The following is a 23,301-nucleotide window of genomic DNA, read 5'->3' as shown; positions in this document are numbered from 1 at the left end:
CCTTCCACGAGGATATGCGGTTGCGTGACAAATTTAAATTAGATTAAATTAAAGTTCAAGGTGTACACCGTACCGGCCGGTACGCAGGGGAGGAGGCTCGACGGATGTGTGACGCCCCCCGTGGTGGGTCCGTGCACGGCAGGCCGCGCTACAGCCTGGACCTGCTGGTGTCCGTCTCGGCGCGCGTCTTCAGCGAGCACGGTTACGACGGGACGAGCATGGCGGATCTGTCACGGGCGACCGGACTCGCCAAGTCCGCCATCTATCACTACGTGGACGGCAAGGAGCAGCTCCTGCGGCTGGCCCTGGATCGCGCGGTCGGTCCTCTGCTCGCCTTCGCGGCGGAGAGCCGGAACGGGCCGGGCCCCGCCGTCGACCGGCTGTCCCGGCTGATGAGCCGCCAAGTCCTTTTGCTGACCGATGAGTTGCCCTGTGTCGCCCTGCTGCTGCGCGTCCGCGGGAACACCGAGACGGAACGCTGGGCGCTCGATCGTCGGCGCGCCTTCGACCGGTGTGTGGCCGGGTTGGTGCAGGAGGCGATCGACGAGGGTGATGTGACGCCGGTGGGGGACGCCCGGCTGGTCAGCCGGCTGCTGTCCGGAATGATCAACTCGCTGGTGGAGTGGTACCAGCGGGGAGCCTGCCCCGAGGAATCGGACGGCGCGGACGGCGGGCGAGAGGCCGAAGCCGCCCGGCTCGCGCGGGAGGTGGTGCGCATGGCCTTCGAGGGGCTGGGCGCGGTGCCGGTGGCCGCCCCGCCGCCGTGACCGGGCCCCTGGTAGGGCCGGGTTCCGGCGTCGCGCCGACCGGGAGCCCAGCCGCTCGGCGCCCGTTCCGGCCGGCGGTGGGTCGTCCGGGGCGCGTGACGTCTCGTGCGCACGGAAGGGGCGGGACCGGCCCGTCGGCCCGCGCCCCCGTGCGAGCCGGGCGGCCGAGGACGGACGGCCGCGGTCAGGCGTCGGCCGGAGGGCCGGTGAGCCGGGATCTGCTGCTCAGGCCGTGACGGACGAGCGACTGGGCCGTGCGGACCGTGACCTCGATCGAGTCACGCTCCGGATTCCACCACTCCGCCGCCCAGTTCAGCGCGCCGATCACCAGCCGCTGCGCGGTGCGGCGGTCGAGGTCGGCCCGGATTTCGCCCGCCTCGTCCGCGGCCTGGATCAGTCCGCGCCACAGGGTGCCGTACTTGGCGTCCTCGCTGCTCTGCCGGGCACGGATCTCCTCCGGGATCTGGCCGGAGTTGCGGATGATCGCGGTGGCGAAGTCCGACAGCTCCAGGGCGACCTGGAGATGGGCCTCGATCGCTGTGGCGATCCGGTCCATGGGCGAGGTGTCGGCGGGCAGCGCCTCCAGGGTGTCGGCCACGTGCTGGTGCAGCCGCTGGATGCCGACCCACATGACCTCCTCGATCAACTGCTCGCGCGAGGGCCAGTAGTAGTAGATCGCCGGAGCCTGCAACCGGGCTTCCACGGCGATGTCGCTGAGGCGGGCCCCCGCGTACCCCTTTTTGCTCAGGACGTGCGCCGCGGCGTCGAGGATGCGCTCCCGGGTCCGGTTCGACTTGGGGTCGTCACCGCTTCTGGATTTCGACCTCGTGGCTTTTCTGGACACGGCCCGATCATACGGTGCGCGTTCCCCGGCGGTCCTCGGCCGTCGTGGGGCGGCTTCCTGGGCGGCGAGTTCGGAGGTCACGGTCCTGCTCCTCGATACGTCTGGGGGTCTCCCTTATCTTAATATAGATTAATGTCGGCCGGTCGCCGGCGCACAGCGTCCCCGAGGAGTTCCTTCATGGCTGAGCGGACTGCCCCCCGCCCGCGTTCCTGTCTCTCCGTACCCGGCGGTGACGAGCGGAAGATCCTCAAGGCGTGGGAGTCGGCCGCCGACGAGATCGTCATCGATCTGGAGGACGCGGTGCCCGTGCCGGGCAAGGCCGCCGCCCGGGAGACCGTACGGGCCGTTCTGGACCGGGTGGGCCCCCGCGCGAACGGCGGGCGCGTCGCGGTGAGGGTCAACGCTCCCCGTACCCCCTGGTGCCATCTCGATCTCCTCGTCTGCGCCGGAGCGCGCGAGCTGCCGGACTCCGTGGTGGTGCCGAAGGCGGAGGGCCGGGGTGACATCGCCTACGTCGAGCGGCTGCTGGACGGCGCGGAGGCCGCCGCGGGCCGTGGCCGGCCCCTCGCCGTCCAGGCGCTGATCGAGACCGCGGCGGGTCTCGGCCGGGTGCGGGAGACGGCGGCCGAGTCGTCACGGCTGCGGGCCCTGGTCCTCGGGTACGCCGATCTGGGCGCGTCGCTGGGCAGATCCGCCGACGCGCCGCCGGAGATGTGGCTGGCCGCGCAGGAACGGGTGCTGGCGGCCGGGCGGGAGGCGGACCTCGCCGTGATCGACGGCCCCTACCTCGGCATCGCCGACGACGAGGGCCTGATGCACCGGGCCGACTGGGCCCGGCGGCTGGGCTTCGACGGGAAGTGGGCCGTCCATCCGCGCCAACTCGACACCCTGAACGCCGCCTTCACCCCGACCGAGGACGAGACCGCGCGGGCACGCGCCGTGCTGGCGGCCCTGGACGAGGCCGTGCACCGGGGCGCGGGGGCGACACTCCTGGACGGGCAGATGCTCGACGAAGCGGTCGCGGTAGCCGCCAGGGACACCCTTGCGCGGGCGGCCCTCGCGGGGCCCGCCGCGCACCACGGGAAAGGCGGAACCGCGTCATGACCTCCGTACCGGCGGGAGAGGAACCCCCCGCAGCCGCCCTGCCCGCCGTCGCCGAAGGCCCCTACTTCGACGAGCTGCGCGTGGGCCAGGTCTTCGACACCGCCCCCGGGCTCACCCTGACCTCCGGGCGCGCGGCGGCACACCAGGCCATCGTGGGCGACCGGCTGCGGCTGCCGCTGGACGCGGCGCTGTGCGCAGAGGTCACCGGGGGGAGGGAGCTGGCGCATCCCGCGCTGGTGTGGGACGTGGCGATCGGCCAGTCGACGCTTGCCACCCACCATGTGAAGGCCAATCTGTTCTACCGGGGCCTGGTCTTTCACCGGGCCCCGGCGATCGGCGACGCCCTGCGCACCTCCACCGAGGTGGTGGCGCTGCGCCAGAACGGTTCCCGGCCCGGCCGGGCGCCGACCGGGCTGGTGGCCCTGCGGATCACCACGACCGACCAGTGGGCCCGGCCCGTACTGGACTTCTGGCGGTGCGCGATGCTCCCGCTGCGGGACCCCGAGCGGTCGACCGGTCACGCGGCGGATCTGGCGGCCGTGGGCCGCTCGCCCTCGGACGCCGCGCTGAGCGGTGCGTCCGCCGGCTGGCGGCTGGAGCGGTTCCGCGAGGCCGCGGGCGGCCCCCACTTCGCGGACCTGGAGGAGGGCATGGCCTGGGAGGTCGGCGGCGGGGACGTGGTCTCCAGCGCGCCCGAACTGGCCCGGCTCACCCTCAACGTGGCCCAGGTCCACCACGACGCGCGGGCGGCGGGCGGTGCCGGCCGACTGGTGTACGGCGGGCACACCATCGGGATCGCCCTGTCCCAGGCGACCCGGGCCCTGCCGGGCCTTGTCACCGTGGCGGGCTGGCACGGCTGCGATCACACGGGTCCGGTACGGGAGGGCGACACCCTGCGCAGCGGCCTCGTCGTCGAACGCCTGCAGCCGTTCGCGCGGTCCGGCGGGCTCGTCCATCTGCGGTCGCGGGTCCGGGCGGACGGCGACCGGCCCGTGCTGAACTGGCGGTTCGTGGCGGTCATGGCCTGAGGTGTGTGCCGCGGTGTGAGCCGACACCGGCGCCCGGGTCTCCCTTGGCCCCGGCCGGCTCCGTCGGGCGGTCGACTCGTCAGGCGTTCGGAGCGGCCGGGCGCCCGGTCCGCCCGGCCGGTGAGGGCTGGGGCACGGGGGCGCGCTTCGGATCCGGTCGGGCCGGAACCGGGGGAGTCCCGGCCACGGCCCGTGCCCCGCCCGGACCCGACGCGTTCCCCGCGCGGGATTCCGTACACCACGGCCGATCGTCACGGCATGGCGTAACCGCCGCTGACCGACAGGACCTGGCCCGTCACCTGGCGCGCCGCCTTCTCCGAGGCCATCCAGACCACACTGGCCGCGATGTCCCCCGCCGTGCTCAGCCTGCGCAGGGGAGTGGCTTTGAGCAGATGGTCGACCTGTCCGTCGTTGAAGATCGCGTCCTGCCCGCCCGCCCACAGGCTGGTGGCCCCCACCGCCTCCGGGCCCTCGGGGATGACCAGTCCGGGGCAGACCGCGTTGGCACGGATGCCGTGGCGGCCGTGCTCCTTGGCGACCGTGCGGGTCAGGGCCACCAGCGCGGCCTTCGACGCGCCGTACACGCCCTGCCGGATCTCGCCGAAGGCCGCGTCGCTGGCAATGGTGATCACGGCGCCCGCCCCCGACTGCCGCATGGGCGGGACGGCCGCCTGGACGCACTCGATCGCCGCGAACAGATTGACCTCGAACATGCGCTGCCACTGCGAGCGGTCGGTGTGCTCGGCGATGAACGACGGGATGCTGATGCCCGCGTTGGCGACCAGGACGTCGATGCCGCCCCAGAGCTCCAGGATCGTCCCGACGGCCCGCTCGCCCGCGCCGGGCCCGGCGAGATCGGCGGCGAACGTCCCGGCCGCGGCGGCGCCGCGCTCCAGGGCCTCGTCACGCACCCGCGCGGCCTGGTCGCCGTCGAGGTCGCAGATCAGTACGCGGGCCCCTTCGTCGGCGAAGGCGTGCACGATGCCCCGGCCGATGTTGGACGCGCCTCCGGTCACCAGTACCCGGGCGTTCCTGAGACCTAGATCCATGGTGATGTGCTCCTTCTGGCGGAGGTCGTGGCCTTGAAGAAGAATCGTATCTAATTTAAATTCGAAACCCGAGTATCGGGACGGATCAGAAGGGCGGGGCATGAAGAAGGGCCGCAACGGGAGAAGGGCTGAGCTGTGAGAAGCACGGAGAGCGGCGGACCGGTCGGGGGGCGGACCGCCGCCGCGACCGGCACGGCCCGGGGCATCGGGCGGGCCATGGCACGACGGCCGTACGAGCACCGCGCCCGGGTGGTCCTCGCGGACCGGGACGCCGAGAAGGCCCGGGCCGCCGCGGCCGATCCCGCGGCCGATCCCGCGGCCGATCCCGCGGGGGAAGCCGTACTCGGAGCCGGCGGCGGGAGACCGATGTGAGCGACGTCGTACAGACCCATGTCGACGCGGGTGTGGGGCACCTCGTCCTCAACCGGCCGAGGGCCATGAACGCGATCACCGTCGCACTCGGCCGGGAACTCGGCGCCGCGCTGGCGCGCCTCGCGGAATCCGCGCGGGTCATCGTCATCCGGGGCGCCGGAGGCAACTTCTGCGTCGGCGGCGACTTCACGGAACTCGAAGCGCTGCGGGACGGGGGGCCCGAAGCGCTCCGCCCGCTGTTCGAGAACTTCGGGCGCGCGTGCTCGTCGATCGCCGAGCTGCCCGTGCCGGTCATCGCCGCTGTGGAGGGCCATGCCATGGCGGGCGGGTTCGAACTGATGCAGGCGTGCGACATCGCACTCGTCCACGAGAACGTGAAGCTCGCCGACAACCACGCCCGGTTCGGACAGATCCCCGGCGGGGGCGGCAGCCAGCGGCTGCCCAGGCTCGTCGGCCGCCAGCGGGCGCTCGGTCATCTCCTGACCGGCGACCGCATCGGCGCGCAGGAGGCCGTGGCCTGGGGGCTCGCGTACCGGAGCCTGCCGGCGGACGGCTTCGACGAGGCGGTACGGGCGTTCGCCGGGGCTCTCGCGGCGAAGGACCCGCAGGCCCTCGGCCGCATCAAGCGACTGGTCCACGAGGGGATGCGGCTGCCTCTGGAGGACGGGTTGGCCCTGGAGCGGCGGATGGTCGTCGAGCATCAGAGCGGAGAGTCGGCAGGCGCCGGGATCGCCGCCTTCACAGGACGGAACGGTGGCTGAGATGACAGGCAGGCCGACGGAGGCCCGGATGGTGACGGAGACCCGGATGGCACGCACGCTGATCGACTCGGGGCCCGTGCTGCTGGACCTCGACGACGCGGGCGTCGCCCGGCTGAGGCTGAACCGGCCCGAGGCGTCCAACGGCATGGACGTACCCCTGCTGACGGGGCTGCACCACGCCGTCATGCGGATCCACGGAACGCCCGGCGTACGGGCCGTCCTGCTCAGCGGTGAAGGGCCCCACTTCTGCGCCGGCGGCGATGTGAAGACCTTCGCGGCCAAGGGCGCGGACCTGCCCGCGTATCTGCGCGAGGCGACCTCGTGGCTCCAGAACGCGGTGTCGGCCCTGATGCGGCTCGAAGCCCCCGTGGTGGCCGCGGTGCACGGCTTCGCCGCGGGCGGGGGCGGCTTCGGGCTGGTCTGCGCGGCCGACCTGGTGATCGCCGCCGAGTCCGCGCGCTTTCTGGCGGGGGCCACCCGGGTGGGCATGGCGCCCGACGCCGGTGTCTCGGTGACGCTCACCCGGCTCGTCGGGCTGCGCAAGGCGATGGAGATCGTGCTGACCAACCCCGTCCTCACCGCCCCCGATGCGCTGGAACTGGGGCTGATCACCAGGGTTGTCGCCGATGACGCCGTGTACGAGGAGGGGCTGGCCCTGGCCCGTACGCTGGCGGCCGGAGCGCCCCGGGCGAACGCGGCGGCCAAGCGGCTGCTGTGGGACGGGCTGGGTTCGACCGTGGAGGCCCGGCTCCCGGAGGAGGCACGGACCGTCGCCGAGCTTTCCGCGACGGCGGATGCGCGGGAGGGGCTCGCGGCGGTGATCGAGCACCGGGCACCGGTGTTCGGCGGGGGGTGAGGTGTCGGGCCGGGTCCCCCGGGGCCGGCCGCGACCGGGCCCGCCCCCGGCGCGCCCGGGGCACGCTCCGTGGGGGAGCCCCCGGTCGGGCCGGGTCCGGTGACCCGGCGTCTGTGCCGTCGGTCCGCGAAGTCTCCGAGGGGGCTCCGAACGCGCGCCGTGGAACGGGTTGGTGGCGCGCTTCCGGGGCTGGTGGTCAGGGGGCGGGGGAGTAGGCCCGTACGCCGTCCGTCAGTTCGGTCGCGCTCAGCGCGCCCTGGTCGGTCAGCAGGTCGAGGTGGGCGTCCGTTTCGATGACCGCGAGCATCTGGCTCATCGGATCGAGCTGGCCGAGGGTGCGGCGGCGGCGCGTCCAGGGGAGGGCGCGGGCGACCGCGTAGGCGGTCGACGCGCCGTTCTTCACCTCCTTGAGGCAGGCGTCCAGACGTTCCCCGTGGTGGACGAGAAGCTCCTCCACCCGGGTGTGGACGCTGGCCGTCACCGGGCCGTGGGCGGGCAGCAACAGGGTGTCGGGCATGTCCTGTACGAGGCGGAGGGAGTCCAGGTAGCTGCGCAGCGGCTTCGGCTCCGGCACGGACTCCAGCGCGAGCGACGGGGTGATGTGCGGCAGGACGTGGTCGCCCGCGAAGAGGAGTCCGCCGACGGCGTCGCGCAGCACGATGTGCCCCGCGGTGTGGCCGGGGGTGGCCAGGACGTCGAGGGCGCGTTCGCCGAGGGGGACCTGCTCGCGGTCGTCGAGCCAGGAGTCCGGCGAGCCCCAGGGCATCGCCCGTTCCTCCTCGGTGAGTCCGGTGGCGTCGACACGCTCGGCGATGTCGAAGGCTCCGCAGCGGCGCAGCAGTTCGGACTGCGGCCGGTAGAGGCCGTCATCGGGGGAGTACCGCTCCACCGAGGCGCGTGAGCCGCGGCCGAGGAGGACCGGGATGCCGTACGCGGCGCGCAGCGCCATCGCGTTGCTGTAGTGGTCCCAGTGGACATGGGTGACCACGATGCGGCTGATGTCGGGGATCCGGTGTCCGAGGGAACCGAGCGCGCCCCCCAGGGCCTTCGCTGTGTCCTCGCTCGCCCAGCCCGGGTCGACCAGGACGAGGCCGTCGTCCGCTTCGACCAGGTAGGCGTTCACCGCGCGCAGCGCGTCTCCGGGAAGCGGCAGCGGTATCCGGTGGACTCCGGTCCGTACGACGTGGGCGCCGGGTTCCGTCCAGTCGTCGGGCTGTTCGGGGATCGTCATCTGCGAGCTCCTTGCCGCTGTCTCACCGGTGTTCTTCCGGCCCACTCTATGTTTGAATCTATTTTTGAAAAAGGAGAGTCCATGACGAGTCGGGATCCCCGGGCCGAGGAGAAGCACCTCCTCGTGGCCGATCAGGGTGCCGTTCGGGTGCTGACCCTGAACCGGCCCCACCTGCGCAACGCCCTCGACATGCCCCTGCGGGTGGCGCTCGCCGAAGCGCTGGAGAGCGCGATGGCCGAGACGTCCGTACGGGCGGTGGTGCTGGCGGGCGCGGGGGGTACGTTCTGCTCCGGCGGGGACGTCTCCGCCATGCGCCGGCAGCCGGAGGCCGAGAGCCGTCCGAGGGCGGAGGCGGCGCAGCGCGTCGTCCGGGCCGTCTGGCGGGGACCGAAGCCGGTGGTGGCCGCCGTCGAGGGGTTCGCCTACGGCGCGGGCGCCTCGCTCGCGCTCGCCTGTGACCGGGTGGTCGCGTCGTCGGACGCCGTCTTCAACACCGCGTTCACGGGGGTCGGGCTCGCCGGTGACCTCGGTATCTCCTGGTCGCTGCCGCGCCGGGTGGGCGCCGCCCGCGCCCGGCAGATGATGCTGATGCCCGAGCCGGTACGTGGCGCCCGCGCGCTGGAGCTGGGGCTGGCCGACGAACTGACCGAACCCGGCGGGGCGCTGGCCCGCGCGATCGCGGACGCCGGGCGGCTGGCCGCCGGGCCGCCGCTGGCCCTGGCGGCGATCAAGCGGCTGCTGCTGGCCGGTCCCCATGATCCGTACGAAACGCTGGACCGCGAGATCGAGAACCAGGTTGCTCTGTTCGACAGCGAGGACTTCGCCGAGGCCGTGGCCGCGTACGGGGAGAGGCGGAAGCCGGTCTTCCGGGGTCGGTAGGCGCAGGGGCTCGTCCCGTGGTCCCGCGCGGGCTCCGGACGGGGTTCCCGGGGCCGGCGGAGAGGTCCCGGGCCGGAGGTCCGGAGCGTGAGGTTCCAGAGGGCTTGTCAATTTAATCTACATAAGATTAAATTCGATCGGAGGCAGGATCATGATCGTGAGTATCGAAGCGCGCCGCAGGGAACTGGAGCGGCGATTCCCCGTCTGGACCCCGCTCACACTGGACCAGCGGCTCGACCGGTGCGCCGAGGAGTTCGGCGCGCGCCCCTTCGTCCTCACGGACGAGCACACACTGACCTACGCGGAGACCGCCGAGTGGTCCGTACGGCTGGCCGACGGCCTCGCCGCGCTCGGCGTCCGCAGGGGAGACCGGGTCGGCCTGCTGATGGCCAACTACGCCGAGTTCGTCCCCCTCAAATTCGCGATCGCGCGCGCCGGCGCGGTGGCGATCCCCTTCAACTATCTGTACCGCCAGGACGAACTGGCCTATGTACTGCGCCAGTCGGCCTGCAAGGTGCTCATCACCATGACCGGCTTCAGCGGTCTGGACTACCTCGGCATGCTGGACTCCATCGCACCGGGCTGGGAGACGGGCGCCACCGCCGAACTGCCTGCGCTGGAGCGCGTGGTGGTCATGGACACCGGTGAACAGGGCGGCCGGGACGGCGTGGTCTCTGTGAGCGGGCTCACCGCTCTCGGCGAGGAGCGGGCGGGAGCGGTCGCCCGGGCCGCCGAGGAGTTCGGCCGCAGCCGCCCCGAGGACATCGGCGACATCCTCTACACCTCCGGAACGACGGGCTCGCCCAAGGGCGTTGGGGTCACCCACGACGCCGTACAGCGCACCGGGTACGCCTCCGCGCTCACCCGCGCCTTCGAGGACGGCCGCCGTGTGCTGTTCTCGCTGCCCTGCTACCACATGTTCGGCTATGTGGAGGGGATGCTGGCGGCCATGATGGTCGGCGGGGCGATCATCCCCCAGACCGCCTTCGACCCGGCCCGCTACTTCGAGGGCATCGAGCGCCACCGCGCCACCGAGATCCTCTGTGTGCCGACCATGACGGTGGCCCTGCTGGAGCACCCGGACCGCACGAAGCGCGATCTGTCCTCGCTGGTCTCGATGCTCTCCGGGGCCGCGCCGTCCCCGCTGTGGCTGTGGCAGCGCGTCAAGGACGAACTCGGCGCCCGCGAGGTCGTCACCGGCTACGGGATGACCGAGTGCGGCGGCGCGATGACCATGACGCTGCCCGAGGACGACATGCGGCTGGCCGCCACCACCGTCGGCCGGGTCAAGCTGGCCGGCTCCGCCGGGCTTCCCGGCCACGGCGGCGACCTCTGTGTGTACCGCACCCTGCATCCGGTGACCGGCGAGGAGCTTCCCGAGGGCGCCGAGGGCGAACTCACCTCCACCGGCCCCACCCATATGCTCGGCTTCTGGGACAAACCCGAGGAGACCGCGCTCGCCCTGGTCGACGGCTGGGTGCGCTCCGGCGACCTCGGCCGCATCCGCGAGGACGGATATCTCGAACTGACCGGCCGCAGCAAGGAGCTGTACAAGAGCGGTGGCGAACTGGTCATGCCCAAGGAGATCGAGGACCTGCTCACCCAGCACCCGGGCATCAGCCAGGCGTACGCCATCGGCGTGCCCGACGACCGCTGGGGCGAGGCCGGCTGCGTCTGGGTAATCCCCGAAGCGGGCACCTCGGTCACCGAGGACGAGGTCATCGCGCTCTGCAAGGAGAACCTGGCCCGGTTCAAGGTCCCCAAGCATGTGATCTTCGCGGAGCCGGGAGACCTGCCCACCACACCGACCGGCAAAGTGCAGAAGTTCCGGCTGGTCCAGCAGTCCGCCCGGCGACTGGAGGAAAGGCGATGACCACGCGGGAGACCACGAACGGGAAGTACGCCGATCTGGTCCAGGAGACCAGGGTCCACGGCTCCCTCTACACCGACCCCGGCATCTTCGCCGACGAACTGGCGCGGATCTGGTATCGCACCTGGGTGTGCGTCGGCCACACCAGCGAGGTCGCCAGACCGGGCGACTACGTCCGCAAGAGCATCGGCCTCCAGGACCTCATCATGACCCGCAGCCGCGACGGCGAGGTCAACCTCCTGGTGAACCGCTGCGCGCACCGGGGCGCCACCGTCTGCGAGGACCTGCGCGGCAATTCGAGCGCCTTCCGCTGTCCGTACCACGGCTGGACGTACGACAACAAGGGCGGGCTCCTCGGCTACCCCTACCACCAGGGGTACGGGGGCAAGAACAAGCTCGACGTCAGCATGGGCCGGGTGCCCCGGGTCGAGGCGTACCAGGGCTTCGTCTTCGCCAGCTTCGCCCCCGACGGACCCAGCCTGAAGGAACACCTCGGCGGAGCGGCGGGCGAACTCGACCGGCTGTCCCGCCTCTCCCCGGAGGGCGAGTCCGAACTGACGGCGGGCTGGCTGCGCCACCGTACCCACACCAACTGGAAGATGGTGATGGAGAACGAGACGGACGGCTACCACCCGCAGTTCGTCCACGGCTCCATCTTCGGCGTCACAGGCAGCCCCATCGGCGCGCTCTACAGCGAGAAGTCGACGGCCGTCACCCGCGACCTCGGCGGCGGCCACAGCGAGAACGACCTCCGGCCCGAATTCCGCGACAGGGCACAACCGCTGGGCTGGTTCGGCACCACGGAGGACAAGGTCCCCGACTACGTCGCCAGGATGCGCGCCCGGTACGGGGAGCAGGCCGAGGAGATCCTCATCGACGGCGCCCCGCACGTCGCCGTCTTCCCCAATCTCTTCATCGCCGAGATCAGCGTCTTCATGATCCAGCCGGTGTCCGTCTCCGAGACCATCCAGAACGTCACGGCCGTCCAGCTCAAGGGCGCGCCCGACATGAACCGCAGGCTGCTGTCGCAGTCCGTCGGCTCGGTGGGGCCCGCCGGGATGCTGCTCGCCGACGACGCCGAGATGTACGAGCGCAGCCAGCGCGGGGTCAACGGCAATCTCCCCGAGTGGCTGGCGCTGCGCCGCGGCGCACACCGTGAACGCACCGACGACCAGGGCTACCTCGTCGGTGACGTCACCGACGAGACAGGCATCCGCGGCTTCTGGTCGCAGTACAGGACCGTCATGGAGGAGGGCTGACCATGGCCACCCCGGCAGCACAGGAACAGGGCCTCGGCCTGCGGGACATCGAGCGGTTCCTCTATCTGGAGGCGCGGCTCGCCGACGAGCACGCCTACGAGGCGTGGGAGGCCCTGTGGACCGACGACGCGCTCTACTGGGTGCCCATCGGCGGCCCCGGCACCGACCCGTCCCGGCAGGTGTCGGTCATCCACGACAACCGACGCCGTATCTCCACCCGGATCGCCCAGCTCAGGACGGGCAAGCGGCATGCCCAGGAACCGCGCTCCGACCTGCGCCGGCTCGTCTCCAACATCGAGATCCTCGGCACCGAGGGCGAGGACACCACGGTGGGCGCCAACTTCCTGCTCGTCGAGGCCAGGCCCCGGGGCAAGGAGATCTGGGCGGGCCGCACCACCTACCGGCTGCGGAGGGTGGACGGCGAGATCCGGCTGGCCGGCAAGACCGTGGTCCTGGTGGACGACACCGGGCCCGTCCCGACCCTGTCCTTCCTGATCTGACATGACCGGATCCGAAGGGGAAGCACCGGACAGAGCACATGCCGGCTGGGTCGTGGGCGGCGAGTTCGCCGAGGTGTCCGTGTCGTACGACCGGAGCGCCAACGGCCCCCGCCTGCGACTGGAGGACCTGAGGACCGGCCGGGTGCGCCTGGTGGACGCCCTGGAGCTGGAGACCATCGTGTGGCTGACCGAGGAGCAGCGCCACCGCATGCTCGACCCCTCGGCGGGCCGGTGGCGGGACGGGGCGGCCGATGTCTGACGTACACGGAGTTACTCCCGGCCCGGACGATCCGTACGGCCATGAGGCACCGGACTTCACGGCCCTCGTCCGGGCCGGTGACCTGGTGCTCTGGGGCCAGGCGTGCGCCGAACCGCGCACCCTGACCGAGGCGCTGCTCACCCAGCGGGCCGCGATCGGCGGCTTCCGCTGCTTCCTCGGGATTCCCGCCTCGGACACCGTACGGGCCGAGCACGCCGACCATGTGTCGTTCCTGTCGTACTGCGGCAGCGGCGGCAACCGGGAACTCCACCGGGCCGGCGCCCTGGACGTGCTGCCCTGCCACTACTCCGACCTGCCCGGTCTGCTCTCCCGTGGCCCCCTGCGCGCCGATGCCGTCCTGCTCCAGCTGCCCCCGCCCGACGCGGCGGGCCGCTACAGCCTCGGCCTCGCCGCCGACTATCTGTCCGCCGCCGTCGACACGGCCCGCGTTGTCGTCGCCGAGGTCAACGACCAGGTGCCCTGGACCCACGGGGGACGCGTCCTGACCCGCGACGACCTCGATGTGGTCGTACGGGTCTCCCGCCCGCCCGCCGAGGTGCGCCGGGGCGTCCCGAAGGACGTCGAACAGCGCATCGGCGACCGGGTCGCCTCGCTCATCGACGACGGCGCGACGCTCCAGTTCGGGCTCGGGGCCGTGCCGGAGGCGGTGCTGTCCCGGCTCGGCGACCGCAGGGATCTCGGGATCCACTCGGGACAGATCGGCGACACCGTCGCCGATCTGATGGAGGCCGGGGTCGTGACCAACCGGCGCAAGACCCTGGACCCGGGGCGCACGGTCACCGGGATGCTGATGGGCACCGAGCGGCTGTTCCGCTACGCCCACCGCAACCCGGCGATCGAGGTACGGGACACCGGCCGCACCCACGACCCGGCGGGACTCGCGGCGCAGGAAAGGTTCGTGGCGATCAACTCGGCCGTCGAGGTCGACCTCCACGGCCAGATCAACGCCGAGGTGGCCCGGAAATCCTACGTGGGAGCCGTCGGCGGGGCCGTCGACTTCCTGCGCGGTGCCGCCCGCTCCCGGGGCGGGGTGCCCATCGTGGCGCTGCCGTCCACGGCGGGCCGGGCGAGCCGCATCGTGACCCGGCTGAGTGGCCCGGTCAGCACGCCCCGCGCCGACGCCGGGGTCATCGTCACCGAATACGGCACGGCGGATCTGCGCGGACTGCCGCTGCGGGCGCGGCGGGAGCGCATGCTCGCCGTCGCCCACCCCGACCACCGCGCGCCGCTGGAGAAGGCCATGGAGGACGAGCTGTGCCCATGAACACCCCGCGATTGAGGAGAGCGGCGATCGTCTCACCGCTGCGAACACCCGTCGGCACCTTCGGCGGGACCCTGCGGCCCGTCCCCGTCGAGGATCTGGCCGCCACGGTCGTCAGGGCGGTGGTGGAGCGGACCGGCGTCGACCCCGGGCGGATCGGCGATGTCGTCATGGCGCAGTCGTACGCCAACTCCGAGACACCGTGCGTCGGCCGCTGGGCCGCCCTCCACGCCGGTCTGCCGGTCGAGGTCCCCGGTCTCCAGCTCGACCGGCGCTGCGGCGGCGGCCTCCAGGCCGTCGTCACCGCGGCCATGATGGTCCAGACGGGCGCCGCCGATGTGGTGCTCGCCGGCGGTGTGGAGAGCATGAGCGGCATCGAGCACTACTCCACGCAGGTGCGCTGGGGCAGCCGTTCCGGCGGGGTGCAGCTCTACGACCGGCTCGACCGGGGGCGGGAACGCTCCCAGCCCGAGGCGCGGTTCGGCCCGATCTCCGGAATGATCGAGACGGCCGAGAACATCGCCCGGGAGTACGGGATCACCCGCGAGGAGGCCGACGCGTACGCGGCCCGCAGTCATGAACGGGCCGCCGCCGCACAGGAGTCGGGGATCTTCGACGAGGAGATCGTGCCCGTCCCGGTACCGCAGCGGCGCGGTGAGCCGGTGCTGTTCGACCGGGACGAGGGCATCCGGCCCGCGACCACACCCGATTCGCTCGCCCGGCTGTGGCCCCTGCTGCCCGGCGGCACGGTGACGGCGGGGAACGCCAGCCAGCAGAACGACGCCGCCGCGGCCTGTCTGGTCGTCGCCGAGGACAAGCTGGCCGAACTGGGCCTGGAACCCCTCGGCTATCTCGTCGGCTGGGCCGCCGCGGGCTGCGAACCGGCGACCATGGGCCTCGGCCCGGTCCCCGCCGTGGCCAAGCTGCTCGCCGCCACCGGTGTCCCGTTCGACGCCATCGATCTGATCGAGCTGAACGAGGCGTTCGCCTGCCAGGTGCTGGGCGTCCTCAAGGGATGGGGCCTCACGGACGACGCCCGGACCGCGGACCGTCTCAACGTCCACGGATCCGCCATCGCGCTCGGTCATCCGATCGGCGCCACGGGTGTGCGGATCCTGGCCACCCTGCTGCGGGAACTGCGGCGGCGCGGCGGGCGGTACGGCCTGGAGACCATGTGCGTCGGCGGCGGCCAGGGCATGGCCGCGCTCTTCGAGGGGGCCTGATGACCGAGCCGGAACTCCACGGGATCGTGCCGGAACTCCACGGGATCGTGGCGTACGCCGCGTACCTTCCGCGCCACCGCCTGCGGCCGGGCGAGCAGACCGGAACAGGGGCGGGCAGCCGGATCGCCGCGTCCTACGACGAGGACAGCACCACCCTCGCGGTGGCGGCGGCACGGCGGCTTCCCCGCGCGGGGGAGCGGCCGGAGGCGGTGTACTTCGCCACCACCTCGCCCGCGTACGCGGACAAGACCAACGCCACCGCCGTGCACGCCGCGCTCGGGTTCGACCCGGAGTGCTTCGCCGTCGATCTGGCGGGCTCCGCCCGCTCCGGAACCGGTGCACTGCTCGCAGCGGCCGTGAGCGGGGGCCTCGCCGTGTGCGCCGATGTGATCACCGGGCTGCCGGGCTCGCCCGACGAGCGCCGCGGCGGTGACGGAGCGGCGGCCTTCCTCTTCGGCGATCCGTCCCGGGCCCTCGCGCGCATCGTGGGCCGGGCCTCGCTGACGGCCGAGTTCCTCGACCGGTGGCGGGCCCCGGGCGAGCCGGCCGCCCGCCGCTGGGAGGAGCGCTTCGGACTGGAGAACTATCTGCCGCTGGTGACCGAAGCCGGGCAGCGGGCCCTGAGGCAGGCGGGGGTGACCGAGCCCGACCATGTCGTGATCTCCTCGCCCAACCCCCTGGTGGCCGGGCGGGCGGGCATCCGGGGCCGGATCACCTCCCCCTGGCGGCGCGGCTGGAGCGGAGCCGCCGACGCCGGGCTCGGGCTGTCCGAGGTCCTGGACCGGGCCCGGCCGGGGGAGACGGTGCTCGTGCTCGCCGCCGTGGACGGCTGCGACGCGCTCGTGCTCCGCGTCACCGACCGTATCCTGACCGGACGTCAGACCCGGTCGGTGGCCGGCCAGTCGGCGTCCGGCCGGGACGTACCGTATACGACCTATCTGTCCTGGCGCGGACTCCTGGAACGGGAGGCACCACGGCGTCCCGAGCCCGATCTGCCCGCGGCGCCGCCGTCGGCGCGGTCGCGGGCGTGGAAGTACGCCTTCACCGGCTCGCGCTGCCGTGACTGCGGCTTCGCCCATCTGCCGCCCGCCCGGGTCTGCAAGAGCTGCGGGGCACCGGACGCGATGGTCCCGCTGCCGCTGGCGGACGCGCGCGGCACGGTCGCCACCTTCACCGTGGACCGGCTCGCCCACTCGCCCTCCCCGCCGGTGATCGACGCCGTGATCGACTTCGACGGCGGCGGGCGCTGCACGCTCGAACTCACCGACGCCTCACCCGGCGAGATCGCGGTCGGCACCCGGGTCACGCCGAGTTTCCGGCGGCTCTACACCGCCCAGGGCGTGCACAACTACTTCTGGAAGGCCCGGCCCGTGGAGGACGACCGATGAGCACACAGGGCATCAGGGACCGCGTGGCCGTCGTGGCCATGGGCTGCACCCGCTTCGGTGAACGCTGGGACAGCTCCGCCGGCGATCTGCTGATCGACGCCGTACGGGAGTGCCTGGACGGTGTCGGGGGCACCGAGCCGGCCGATGTGGAGGCGTACTGGCTGGGCACCCTCGGCTCCGGGCAGTCCGGGCTCACCCTCAGCCGTCCGCTGGGCCTCGGCCACCGGCCCGTCACCCGCGTGGAGAACTACTGCGCCACCGGCTCGGACGCCTTCCGCAACGCCTGCTACGCCGTAGCGTCCGGCGCGTACGACCGGGTCATGGCCGTCGGAGTGGAGAAGCTGAAGGACTCCGGATTCAGCGGGCTGACCCGGATGGACCCGCCCGGCGACGGCACCGCGCCGGAGAACACCCTCACCGCACCGGCGGCCTTCTCCCTGCTCGACCCGGCCTACTGCACCAAGTACGGGGTCGACCCGGCGGCCATGCGGGAGGCGATGACCCATGTCGCCTGGAAGAACCACGCCAACGGGGCCCGCAACCCGCGTGCCCAGTTCCGTACCCCGGTGTCGAAGGAGAAGATCGCCGCCGCGCCGCTGGTGGCGGGCAGGCTCGGGGTCTTCGACTGCTCGGGGGTCTCCGACGGCGCGGCCTGCGCGCTGATCGTGCGCGCCGAGGACGCCCATCGGTACACCGACCGCCCGGTGTATGTGAAGGCGTTGTCGCTGACGGCCGGGGCGGGCTTGGCCGCCACCGATCCCGCGTACGACTACACCACGTTCCCCGAGGTCGTCCACAGCGCCCGGGAGGCGTACCGGCAGGCCGGGATCACCGACCCGCGTACGGAGATCTCCCTCGCCGAGGTGCACGACTGCTTCACACCCACCGAGGTGGTGCTGATGGAGGACCTGGGCTTCGCCGAACGCGGCCGTGCCTGGCGGGACGTCCTCGACGGCGACTTCGAACTCGGCGGGCGGCTGCCCGTCAATCCGGACGGCGGGCTGAAGTCCTTCGGGCACCCGGTGGGGGCCAGCGGGCTGCGGATGCTCTACGAGTGCTGGCTCCAGCTCCGGGGCGAGGCGGGCGAACGGCAGCTGAACGACCCCCGGCTGGCCCTCACCCACAATCTGGGCGGCCGTCCCGGCGCCTGTGTCTCGTTCGTGTCGGTGGTGGGGGCGGAGCGCGGCTGAGCCGGACCGGGGGCGGCCGGGGGCACAGGCTTGACGAGCGTGTTTATTTTAAATTAAATTCTATGAGAAGGAGGTTGCCGCGATGACGAGCGAAACCGAAGCGCCGGACGCCATCGGCTCCGAGGCCGCGGTCGAGTCGGCCCGCCGGCTGTACGACGCCCTGGCCGACGGGGACCACGAGGCCCTGGCCGAGGTGCTGGACCCCGGCTTCCGCGGACACGCCAGCGAGGGACTGCCGCTGGATCTGGGCGGTGTCCACACCGGACCCGACCGGATGCGCCGCGACTTCTGGGGCCGGATCGCCCGCCACTTCCGCGCGCGGGCCGAGCCGCGGGAGTTCCACCGCGTCGACGACGGCCGACTGCTCGTCATCGGCCGGTACACGGGGGAGGGCAGGACGAGCGGCGCCCCGCTCGACGCGTCCTTCGTACACCTGCTGCGCTTCACCGGCCACCGGATCGCGGAACTCGTCCAGTACACGGACACCGCGCGCTGGGCGCGGGCGCTGACGGGCGAGGAGGCCGGGCCCCCGCCCGAGCCCCCGCCCGCGACCCGGCTCGCCGAACTGACCCGCATCGAGTTCGACGTCACCGACGGCCTCGCCCACATCAGGCTCAACCGGCCCGCCGCCCGCAACGCGCTGGACGCCCGGACGGCCGACGAACTGCTGGAGGCCGCCCACCGCTGCCAGGAGGACCCACGGGTGCGGGCGGTGCTGTTCAGCGCCGCCGGCCCGGCGTTCACCGTCGGTGGCGACATCGAGGTGTTCGCCGGGGCCGCCGAGGGCGAACTGCCCGCACTGCTCGACAGCATGGCCGGTGTCTACCACCGGGCGCTCGCCCTGTTCAGCGCCCTGGACGTGCCGATCGTCTGCGGTGTCCACGGTGCCGCCGCGGGGGGCGGCCTCGGCCTGGTGTACTGCGCCGATCTCGTCTACGCGGCGGAGCGCACCCGGTTCGCCCTCGGCTTCGCGGCCCTCGGACTGACGAGCGACGGCGGCACCTCCTGGTTCCTGCCCCGCCTCATCGGAGTCCGGCGTACCGCGGAACTCTTCTACGAGCAGCGGACCCTGACGGCGCACGAGGCGGCCGAATGGGGCCTGATCACCCGGGTCGTGCCGGACGACACCCTGCACGAGGAGGTGCTCCGGGCCGCCAGAGGGCTCGCCGCCGGGCCCACCCGCGCCTACGCGGGAATGCGCCGGCTGCTGCGCGCCTCCGGGACCGGCACGCTCACCGGGCAACTCGCCGCGGAGGTGCGCTCCCTGAGCCGCACCGCGGCGACGGCGGACGCGGCCGAGGCCATCGCGTCGTTCATCGGCAAACGCGAACCGCACTACCGGGGACGGTGACGGAATGACCGGACTGATCGTCGACAGCACGGAGCACGCGGCGCTCCGCGAGAGCGTCGGCAGGATCGCCCGACGGTACGGCCACGCCTACTTCGCCGACCGCGCACGCGAGGGAGGCCATGTCGGCGAACTCTGGGACGAACTGGGCCGCGGCGGCTTCCTCGGCGTCCACCTCCCCGAGGAGTACGGCGGGGGCGGCGGCGGTCTCGCCGACTACCAGGTCGTCCTGGAGGAGCTGGCCGCCCACGGCATGCCCCTCCTGATGGGGGTGATCTCACCCGCCATCACGGGATCCATCGTCTGGAAGCACGGCTCGCCCGGGATGAAGGCCGAGTGGCTGCCCGGGATGGCCGACGGCAGCAGGAAGATGGTCTTCGCGCTCACCGAGCCGGACGCCGGATCCAACAGCCACAAGGTGTCCACGACCGCACACCCCGACGGCGACGGCAGGCGGCTGACCGGCACGAAGTACTACATCTCCGGCGTCGACGAGGCCGAGGCCGTCCTCGTGGTGGCCCGCGACGGGGACCCGGACCCCTCGGGGCGTACACCACTGTCCCTCTTCGTGGTCCCCACCAACGCCCCCGGCGTCACCAGACAAGCCATCCCCACCGAACTGACCGTCCCCGAGAAGCAGTTCACCCTCTTCTTCGACGATGTGCGCGTGGGGCCCGAAACCATCGTCGGCGAAGCCGGACGCGGACTGCGCCAGGTCTTCGCCGGTCTCAACCCCGAACGCATCCTGGCCGCCGCGCTCAGCAACGGCATCGGGCGGTACGCCCTCGACAAGGCCGCCGCCTACGCGCGCGAACGCACGGTGTGGAACGCCCCGATCGGCTCCCACCAGGGCGTGTCCCACCCCCTTGCCGAAGCCTACGTCGCCGTCGAACTCGCCCGGCTGGCCGCCGCCCGCGCCGCCGAGCTGTACGACAGCGGGCAGGACGCGGCGGAGACGGCCAACATCGCCAAGTTCGCCGCGGCGGACGCCTCGCTGAAGGCACTCGACCAGTCCATCCAGACGCACGGCGGCAACGGCCTGTCACGCGAGTACGGCCTCGCCGACCTCTGGTTCGTCGCACGGCTGCTGCGCACCGCCCCGGTCAGCCGGGAGATGGTCCTCAACTTCATCGCCCAGCACAGCCTGCGTCTGCCCGCCTCGTACTGACGCGGCGCCCACGGAAACGGAGAGAACCGGATGAAAAATGTCGACGCGCTGGTCGTCGGGGCCGGAGCCGGCGGTATGTTCACCGCCGCACGGCTCGCCCACCGCGGCTACCGCACCCTCGTGGTCGAACGCCTCGACCGGATCGGCGGGCGCGCCTCCACGCATGACATCGACGGATTCAAGGTCAACAACGGCGCCATCGTCCTGGAGGCGGGCGGCGTCACCGAGGAGACCTTCGCCGAGGTCGGCGCCGCCTACGACATACGGATGCCCCAGCCGCCGCTGCTGTACCGGATCGGCGGCAAGGACATCGACGTCACCAAGGGCGGCTGGGGCCTGCTGCTCGGGCAGCTCACCCGGCAGGGCGCCAAGCTCATGAAGGGGATCGGCGCGGCCCGCGAGGACGACGGACTGCCCGAGGAGGAGCTGACCACGGCCGAGTGGGTGGCCAGGTACACCAAGAACGAGAACGTCCATGCCGTCTTCCGCAACATCTGCGGATCGATCTTCGCGGTGGGCTCGGAGGAGCTTCCGGCGAGGGTTTTCCTCACCTACTTCACCCGCAAGAGCGCCTTCAAGAAGTTCGGCTTCCACCCCGAGGGCACCATCGGGGCCTGGCGGGCGCTCGCCGAGGTCGTCACCCGGCACGGAGGCGAGATCTGGCTGAACAGCGAAGTCACCTCGCTGACGATCGAGGACGGCCGGGTCACCGGCGCGACCGTGGTGCGCGACGGGGAGACGACCGCGGTCGGCTGCGGCTTCGCGGTGAGCGACGCGGGACCTTCCGCCACCGTGGCGATGGCCGGTGAGGAGAATCTGCCCGCCGACTACCGCGCCGAGGTGAAGCGCCGCGACCGGCCCTCATCCATGATCACCGTGAACTTCGCCAGCCAGGAGCAGCTGATCGAAGCGCCCGGCATGCTGAGCTTCGGCAGGACCCGGCGGCTCTGCTACGTCGCCAACTTCTCCGGGCTGTGCCCCGAGATGTCCCCCGAGGGCTGGAATCTCTACTCCGCCTCCGGAGTGCCCAAGCCCGCCGTCGGCGCGTTCGACGAAGCGGCCGAGACCGAGCTGGTCATGGCCGACCTGCGGGAACAGATCGCCGGTTTCGACCGGGCCCGGGTGCTGTCGACCGTGGTCACCCGCGACGGCTGGCCGCCGCAGCGCGCGGTCGCCGGCTTCGACCTCGCGCCCACCACTCCGATTCCCAATCTGTGGAACGTCGGTGACGGCGTCAAGGAGTACGCCAACGGCGGGACCACGGCATGCGCCGAGACGGCCAAGCTCGTCGTCGAGCAGATCGCCGAGCGGCATCCGGCCGGCGCCCCCCGCTGACGTACGCCGTCATCGGCCCATCCCTGGAGAAGACATGAAGATCACCCTTGACCGCGGCAAGTGCACGGGACTCGGCGTGTGCGAGGCCCTGGCACCCGACTTCTTCGAGATCGACGAGGACGGCGAACTCGTCCTGCTGAAGGAGGACGCGTCGGACGACGACCTCGACGCGGTACGCCAGGCGATCGAGGCGTGCCCCACCGAGGCGCTGCGGCTGGCACCATGAGCACCGCACCGGGACCGGTGGGCAAGGGCCCGACGAGGGCGGGCCCGGCGAGGGCGGGCCCGGCGACCCCGGGCCCCGTGAGCGCCGCGCCCGGACCCGTCGGCGACCCCCGCACCCTCGTGGTCGTCGGCGCGTCCCTCGCGGGCCTGCGGGCCGTCGAGTCCGCGCGGCGCGGCGGCTTCGGCGGCCGGATCGTCCTCATCGGGGCAGAACCCCACCTTCCGTACGACCGGCCGCCGCTGTCCAAGGCGTTCCTCGACGGCACCGGTGACATGCCGCCCTTCCGCACGGAGCGGACCCTCCGTCAGGAGCTCCGCGTCGACCTGCGGCTCGGCACGACGGCCGTCGGACTCGACACGGCGACGCGCACGGTCCGTACGACGGCGGGCGACGTGGGGTACGACGCTCTGGTCATCGCCACCGGCGCCACCGCCCGCCGGCTGCCCGGCACCGGACGGCTGCGCGGAGTCCACAGCCTGCGTACCCTCGACGACGCGCACGCCGTCCGTACGGCGCTGGACGCCGGCGCCCGTACGGTCGTGATCGGCGCGGGCTTCATCGGCTCCGAGGTCGCCTCGGCCGCCCACAAGCGCGGTCTGCGGGTCACGATCGTCGAGGCCCTTCCCGTACCGCTGGTCCGGGCCGTCGGCGAGGCGATGGGCGAGGCGTGCGCGGCACTTCACCGCCGCCATGGGACGGATCTGCGCTGCGGCAGCGGCGTGGCCGCGCTGGAGGGCGACGGGGCCGTCGAGTCCGTGCGCCTGACGGACGGTACGGAACTCCCGGCCGATCTGGTGGTCGTCGGCATCGGAGCCGCGCCGGCCACTGGCTGGCTCGAAGGCTCCGGGCTGACCCTGGACGACGGCATCGTCTGTGACGAGACCCTGTTCACGGGCGTCCCCGGTGTCTACGCCGCGGGTGATGCCGCCCGCTGGTACAACCCGCTCCTCCACCGTCCGATGCGGCTCGAACACTGGACGAGCGCCGCCGAACAGGGCGCGGTGGCCGCGCGCAACGCCCTCCATCCCGGCAGCCCCGAGCCGTACGGCTGTGTTCCCTACTTCTGGTCCGACTGGTACGACACCCGGATCCAGTTCGTCGGCGCGGTCGCCGCAGACGAGGTCCGGGTGACCGGCGGGGACCCTGCCGACGGGCGGTTCGTCGCCCTCTACCGCGACGGCGACCGGCTGGCCGGGGCTCTCACGATGAACGGTCAGACCGAGATCATGAAGTACCGGCGGCTGATCCTGGGCGGGGCCTCGTGGGACGAGGCGCTCGCGTTCGCCGCCGGGCGGCGGTTCGGCGCCAGGACCACCGGCAAGGTGCCCGTACGGGCCACGTGAGCCCGATCGGCCATCCGGG

At 72.4% G+C, this 23,301-nt stretch carries 23 protein-coding genes; 20 read left to right on the top strand and 3 right to left on the bottom strand.

The genetic code is table 11. The features are described from left to right. Positions 1-104: 104 nt before the first annotated feature. Positions 105-767, top strand: coding sequence for a TetR/AcrR family transcriptional regulator (locus ACFYT4_RS26510; RefSeq protein ID WP_389273976.1), 663 nt, complete (start codon positions 105-107; stop codon positions 765-767). Between the two features lie 184 nt (positions 768-951). Here the strand turns inward: ACFYT4_RS26510 and ACFYT4_RS26505 are convergent, their stop codons facing one another. Beyond that, on the bottom strand, positions 952-1,611 hold the full coding sequence (locus ACFYT4_RS26505) for a TetR/AcrR family transcriptional regulator (protein ID WP_389273973.1): 660 nt from the start codon (positions 1,609-1,611) through the stop codon (positions 952-954). A gap of 177 nt (positions 1,612-1,788) precedes the next feature. Between ACFYT4_RS26505 and ACFYT4_RS26500 the strand changes: the two genes are divergently transcribed. Together ACFYT4_RS26500 and ACFYT4_RS26495 are read left to right on the top strand one after the other, a co-directional pair. Next, positions 1,789-2,715 carry an HpcH/HpaI aldolase/citrate lyase family protein gene (locus tag ACFYT4_RS26500; protein ID WP_389273970.1) on the top strand — a complete coding sequence of 309 codons (927 nt, stop codon included), beginning with the start codon at positions 1,789-1,791 and terminating at the stop codon, positions 2,713-2,715. After that, positions 2,712-3,743 (top strand): MaoC family dehydratase, encoded by a 1,032-nt coding sequence (locus ACFYT4_RS26495; protein WP_389273967.1) that lies wholly within the window; start codon positions 2,712-2,714, stop codon positions 3,741-3,743. The genes ACFYT4_RS26500 and ACFYT4_RS26495 overlap by 4 nt, the downstream gene beginning before the upstream one ends. Positions 3,744-3,994: 251 nt before the next feature. Here the strand turns inward: ACFYT4_RS26495 and ACFYT4_RS26490 are convergent, their stop codons facing one another. Continuing rightward, entirely contained in the window at positions 3,995-4,792 is a 798-nt protein-coding gene (locus ACFYT4_RS26490; protein WP_389273964.1) for an SDR family NAD(P)-dependent oxidoreductase, read from the bottom strand. 135 nt (positions 4,793-4,927) lie between these two features. Here ACFYT4_RS26490 and ACFYT4_RS26485 point away from each other — a divergent pair, with 135 nt between their 5' ends. From ACFYT4_RS26485 to ACFYT4_RS26475, 3 genes are read left to right on the top strand one after another with little or no spacing between them, the layout of a single operon-like run. Beyond that, on the top strand, positions 4,928-5,164 hold the full coding sequence (locus ACFYT4_RS26485; protein ID WP_389273961.1) for an SDR family NAD(P)-dependent oxidoreductase: 237 nt from the start codon (positions 4,928-4,930) through the stop codon (positions 5,162-5,164). Further along, a complete protein-coding gene (locus ACFYT4_RS26480; protein WP_389273958.1) occupies positions 5,161-5,925 on the top strand; it encodes an enoyl-CoA hydratase/isomerase family protein in 765 nt (254 codons plus the stop codon). Before ACFYT4_RS26485 ends, ACFYT4_RS26480 begins: the two co-directional genes overlap by 4 nt. 1 nt (position 5,926) lies before the next feature. Then, positions 5,927-6,781, top strand: a complete 855-nt coding sequence (locus ACFYT4_RS26475) for an enoyl-CoA hydratase/isomerase family protein (protein ID WP_389274029.1) — start codon at positions 5,927-5,929, stop codon at positions 6,779-6,781. 196 nt (positions 6,782-6,977) lie between these two features. Here ACFYT4_RS26475 and ACFYT4_RS26470 read toward each other — a convergent pair whose 3' ends face one another. Beyond that, positions 6,978-8,012, bottom strand: coding sequence for an MBL fold metallo-hydrolase (locus tag ACFYT4_RS26470; protein ID WP_389273955.1), 1,035 nt, complete (start codon positions 8,010-8,012; stop codon positions 6,978-6,980). Positions 8,013-8,093: 81 nt separating this feature from the next. Here ACFYT4_RS26470 and ACFYT4_RS26465 point away from each other — a divergent pair, with 81 nt between their 5' ends. The 14 genes from ACFYT4_RS26465 to ACFYT4_RS26400 all read left to right on the top strand — a co-directional run bounded on the left by ACFYT4_RS26465 (position 8,094) and on the right by ACFYT4_RS26400 (position 23,282). Beyond that, complete coding sequence (locus ACFYT4_RS26465) at positions 8,094-8,891, top strand: enoyl-CoA hydratase/isomerase family protein (protein WP_389273952.1); 798 nt, start codon at positions 8,094-8,096, stop codon at positions 8,889-8,891. 157 nt (positions 8,892-9,048) lie between these two features. Beyond that, positions 9,049-10,764, top strand: coding sequence for a class I adenylate-forming enzyme family protein (locus ACFYT4_RS26460; RefSeq protein ID WP_389273949.1), 1,716 nt, complete (start codon positions 9,049-9,051; stop codon positions 10,762-10,764). Next, positions 10,761-12,020, top strand: coding sequence for an aromatic ring-hydroxylating dioxygenase subunit alpha (locus ACFYT4_RS26455; RefSeq protein ID WP_389273946.1), 1,260 nt, complete (start codon positions 10,761-10,763; stop codon positions 12,018-12,020). The genes ACFYT4_RS26460 and ACFYT4_RS26455 overlap by 4 nt, the downstream gene beginning before the upstream one ends. Positions 12,021-12,022: 2 nt before the next feature. Then, positions 12,023-12,520, top strand: coding sequence for an aromatic-ring-hydroxylating dioxygenase subunit beta (locus ACFYT4_RS26450; RefSeq protein ID WP_389273943.1), 498 nt, complete (start codon positions 12,023-12,025; stop codon positions 12,518-12,520). Position 12,521: 1 nt separating this feature from the next. After that, entirely contained in the window at positions 12,522-12,779 is a 258-nt protein-coding gene (locus ACFYT4_RS26445; RefSeq protein WP_389273940.1) for a hypothetical protein, read from the top strand. After that, positions 12,772-14,064 carry an acetyl-CoA hydrolase/transferase family protein gene (locus ACFYT4_RS26440; protein ID WP_389273937.1) on the top strand — a complete coding sequence of 431 codons (1,293 nt, stop codon included), beginning with the start codon at positions 12,772-12,774 and terminating at the stop codon, positions 14,062-14,064. Before ACFYT4_RS26445 ends, ACFYT4_RS26440 begins: the two co-directional genes overlap by 8 nt. After that, entirely contained in the window at positions 14,061-15,284 is a 1,224-nt protein-coding gene (locus ACFYT4_RS26435; protein WP_389273934.1) for an acetyl-CoA C-acetyltransferase, read from the top strand. The genes ACFYT4_RS26440 and ACFYT4_RS26435 overlap by 4 nt, the downstream gene beginning before the upstream one ends. After that, a complete protein-coding gene (locus tag ACFYT4_RS26430) occupies positions 15,284-16,672 on the top strand; it encodes an OB-fold domain-containing protein (protein ID WP_389273931.1) in 1,389 nt (462 codons plus the stop codon). The genes ACFYT4_RS26435 and ACFYT4_RS26430 overlap by 1 nt, the downstream gene beginning before the upstream one ends. Continuing rightward, entirely contained in the window at positions 16,669-17,862 is a 1,194-nt protein-coding gene (locus ACFYT4_RS26425) for an acetyl-CoA acetyltransferase (RefSeq protein ID WP_389273929.1), read from the top strand. Before ACFYT4_RS26430 ends, ACFYT4_RS26425 begins: the two co-directional genes overlap by 4 nt. A gap of 82 nt (positions 17,863-17,944) precedes the next feature. Further along, on the top strand, positions 17,945-19,213 hold the full coding sequence (locus tag ACFYT4_RS26420) for an enoyl-CoA hydratase-related protein (RefSeq protein ID WP_389273926.1): 1,269 nt from the start codon (positions 17,945-17,947) through the stop codon (positions 19,211-19,213). Positions 19,214-19,217: 4 nt separating this feature from the next. Beyond that, positions 19,218-20,378 carry an acyl-CoA dehydrogenase family protein gene (locus ACFYT4_RS26415; RefSeq protein WP_389273923.1) on the top strand — a complete coding sequence of 387 codons (1,161 nt, stop codon included), beginning with the start codon at positions 19,218-19,220 and terminating at the stop codon, positions 20,376-20,378. A gap of 30 nt (positions 20,379-20,408) precedes the next feature. Further along, a complete protein-coding gene (locus ACFYT4_RS26410) occupies positions 20,409-21,713 on the top strand; it encodes a phytoene desaturase family protein (protein WP_389273920.1) in 1,305 nt (434 codons plus the stop codon). 34 nt (positions 21,714-21,747) lie between these two features. Continuing rightward, complete coding sequence (locus ACFYT4_RS26405) at positions 21,748-21,939, top strand: ferredoxin (RefSeq protein WP_389273917.1); 192 nt, start codon at positions 21,748-21,750, stop codon at positions 21,937-21,939. Between the two features lie 77 nt (positions 21,940-22,016). Next, positions 22,017-23,282 (top strand): NAD(P)/FAD-dependent oxidoreductase, encoded by a 1,266-nt coding sequence (locus tag ACFYT4_RS26400; protein ID WP_389273914.1) that lies wholly within the window; start codon positions 22,017-22,019, stop codon positions 23,280-23,282. Positions 23,283-23,301: the final 19 nt, after the last annotated feature.

Source organism: Streptomyces sp. NPDC004609 (assembly GCF_042873655.1).
GTDB lineage: Bacteria > Actinomycetota > Actinomycetes > Streptomycetales > Streptomycetaceae > Streptomyces.
Note: the sequence above shows the minus strand (reverse complement) of the source record. Positions and strands in the feature narration are given on the sequence as shown.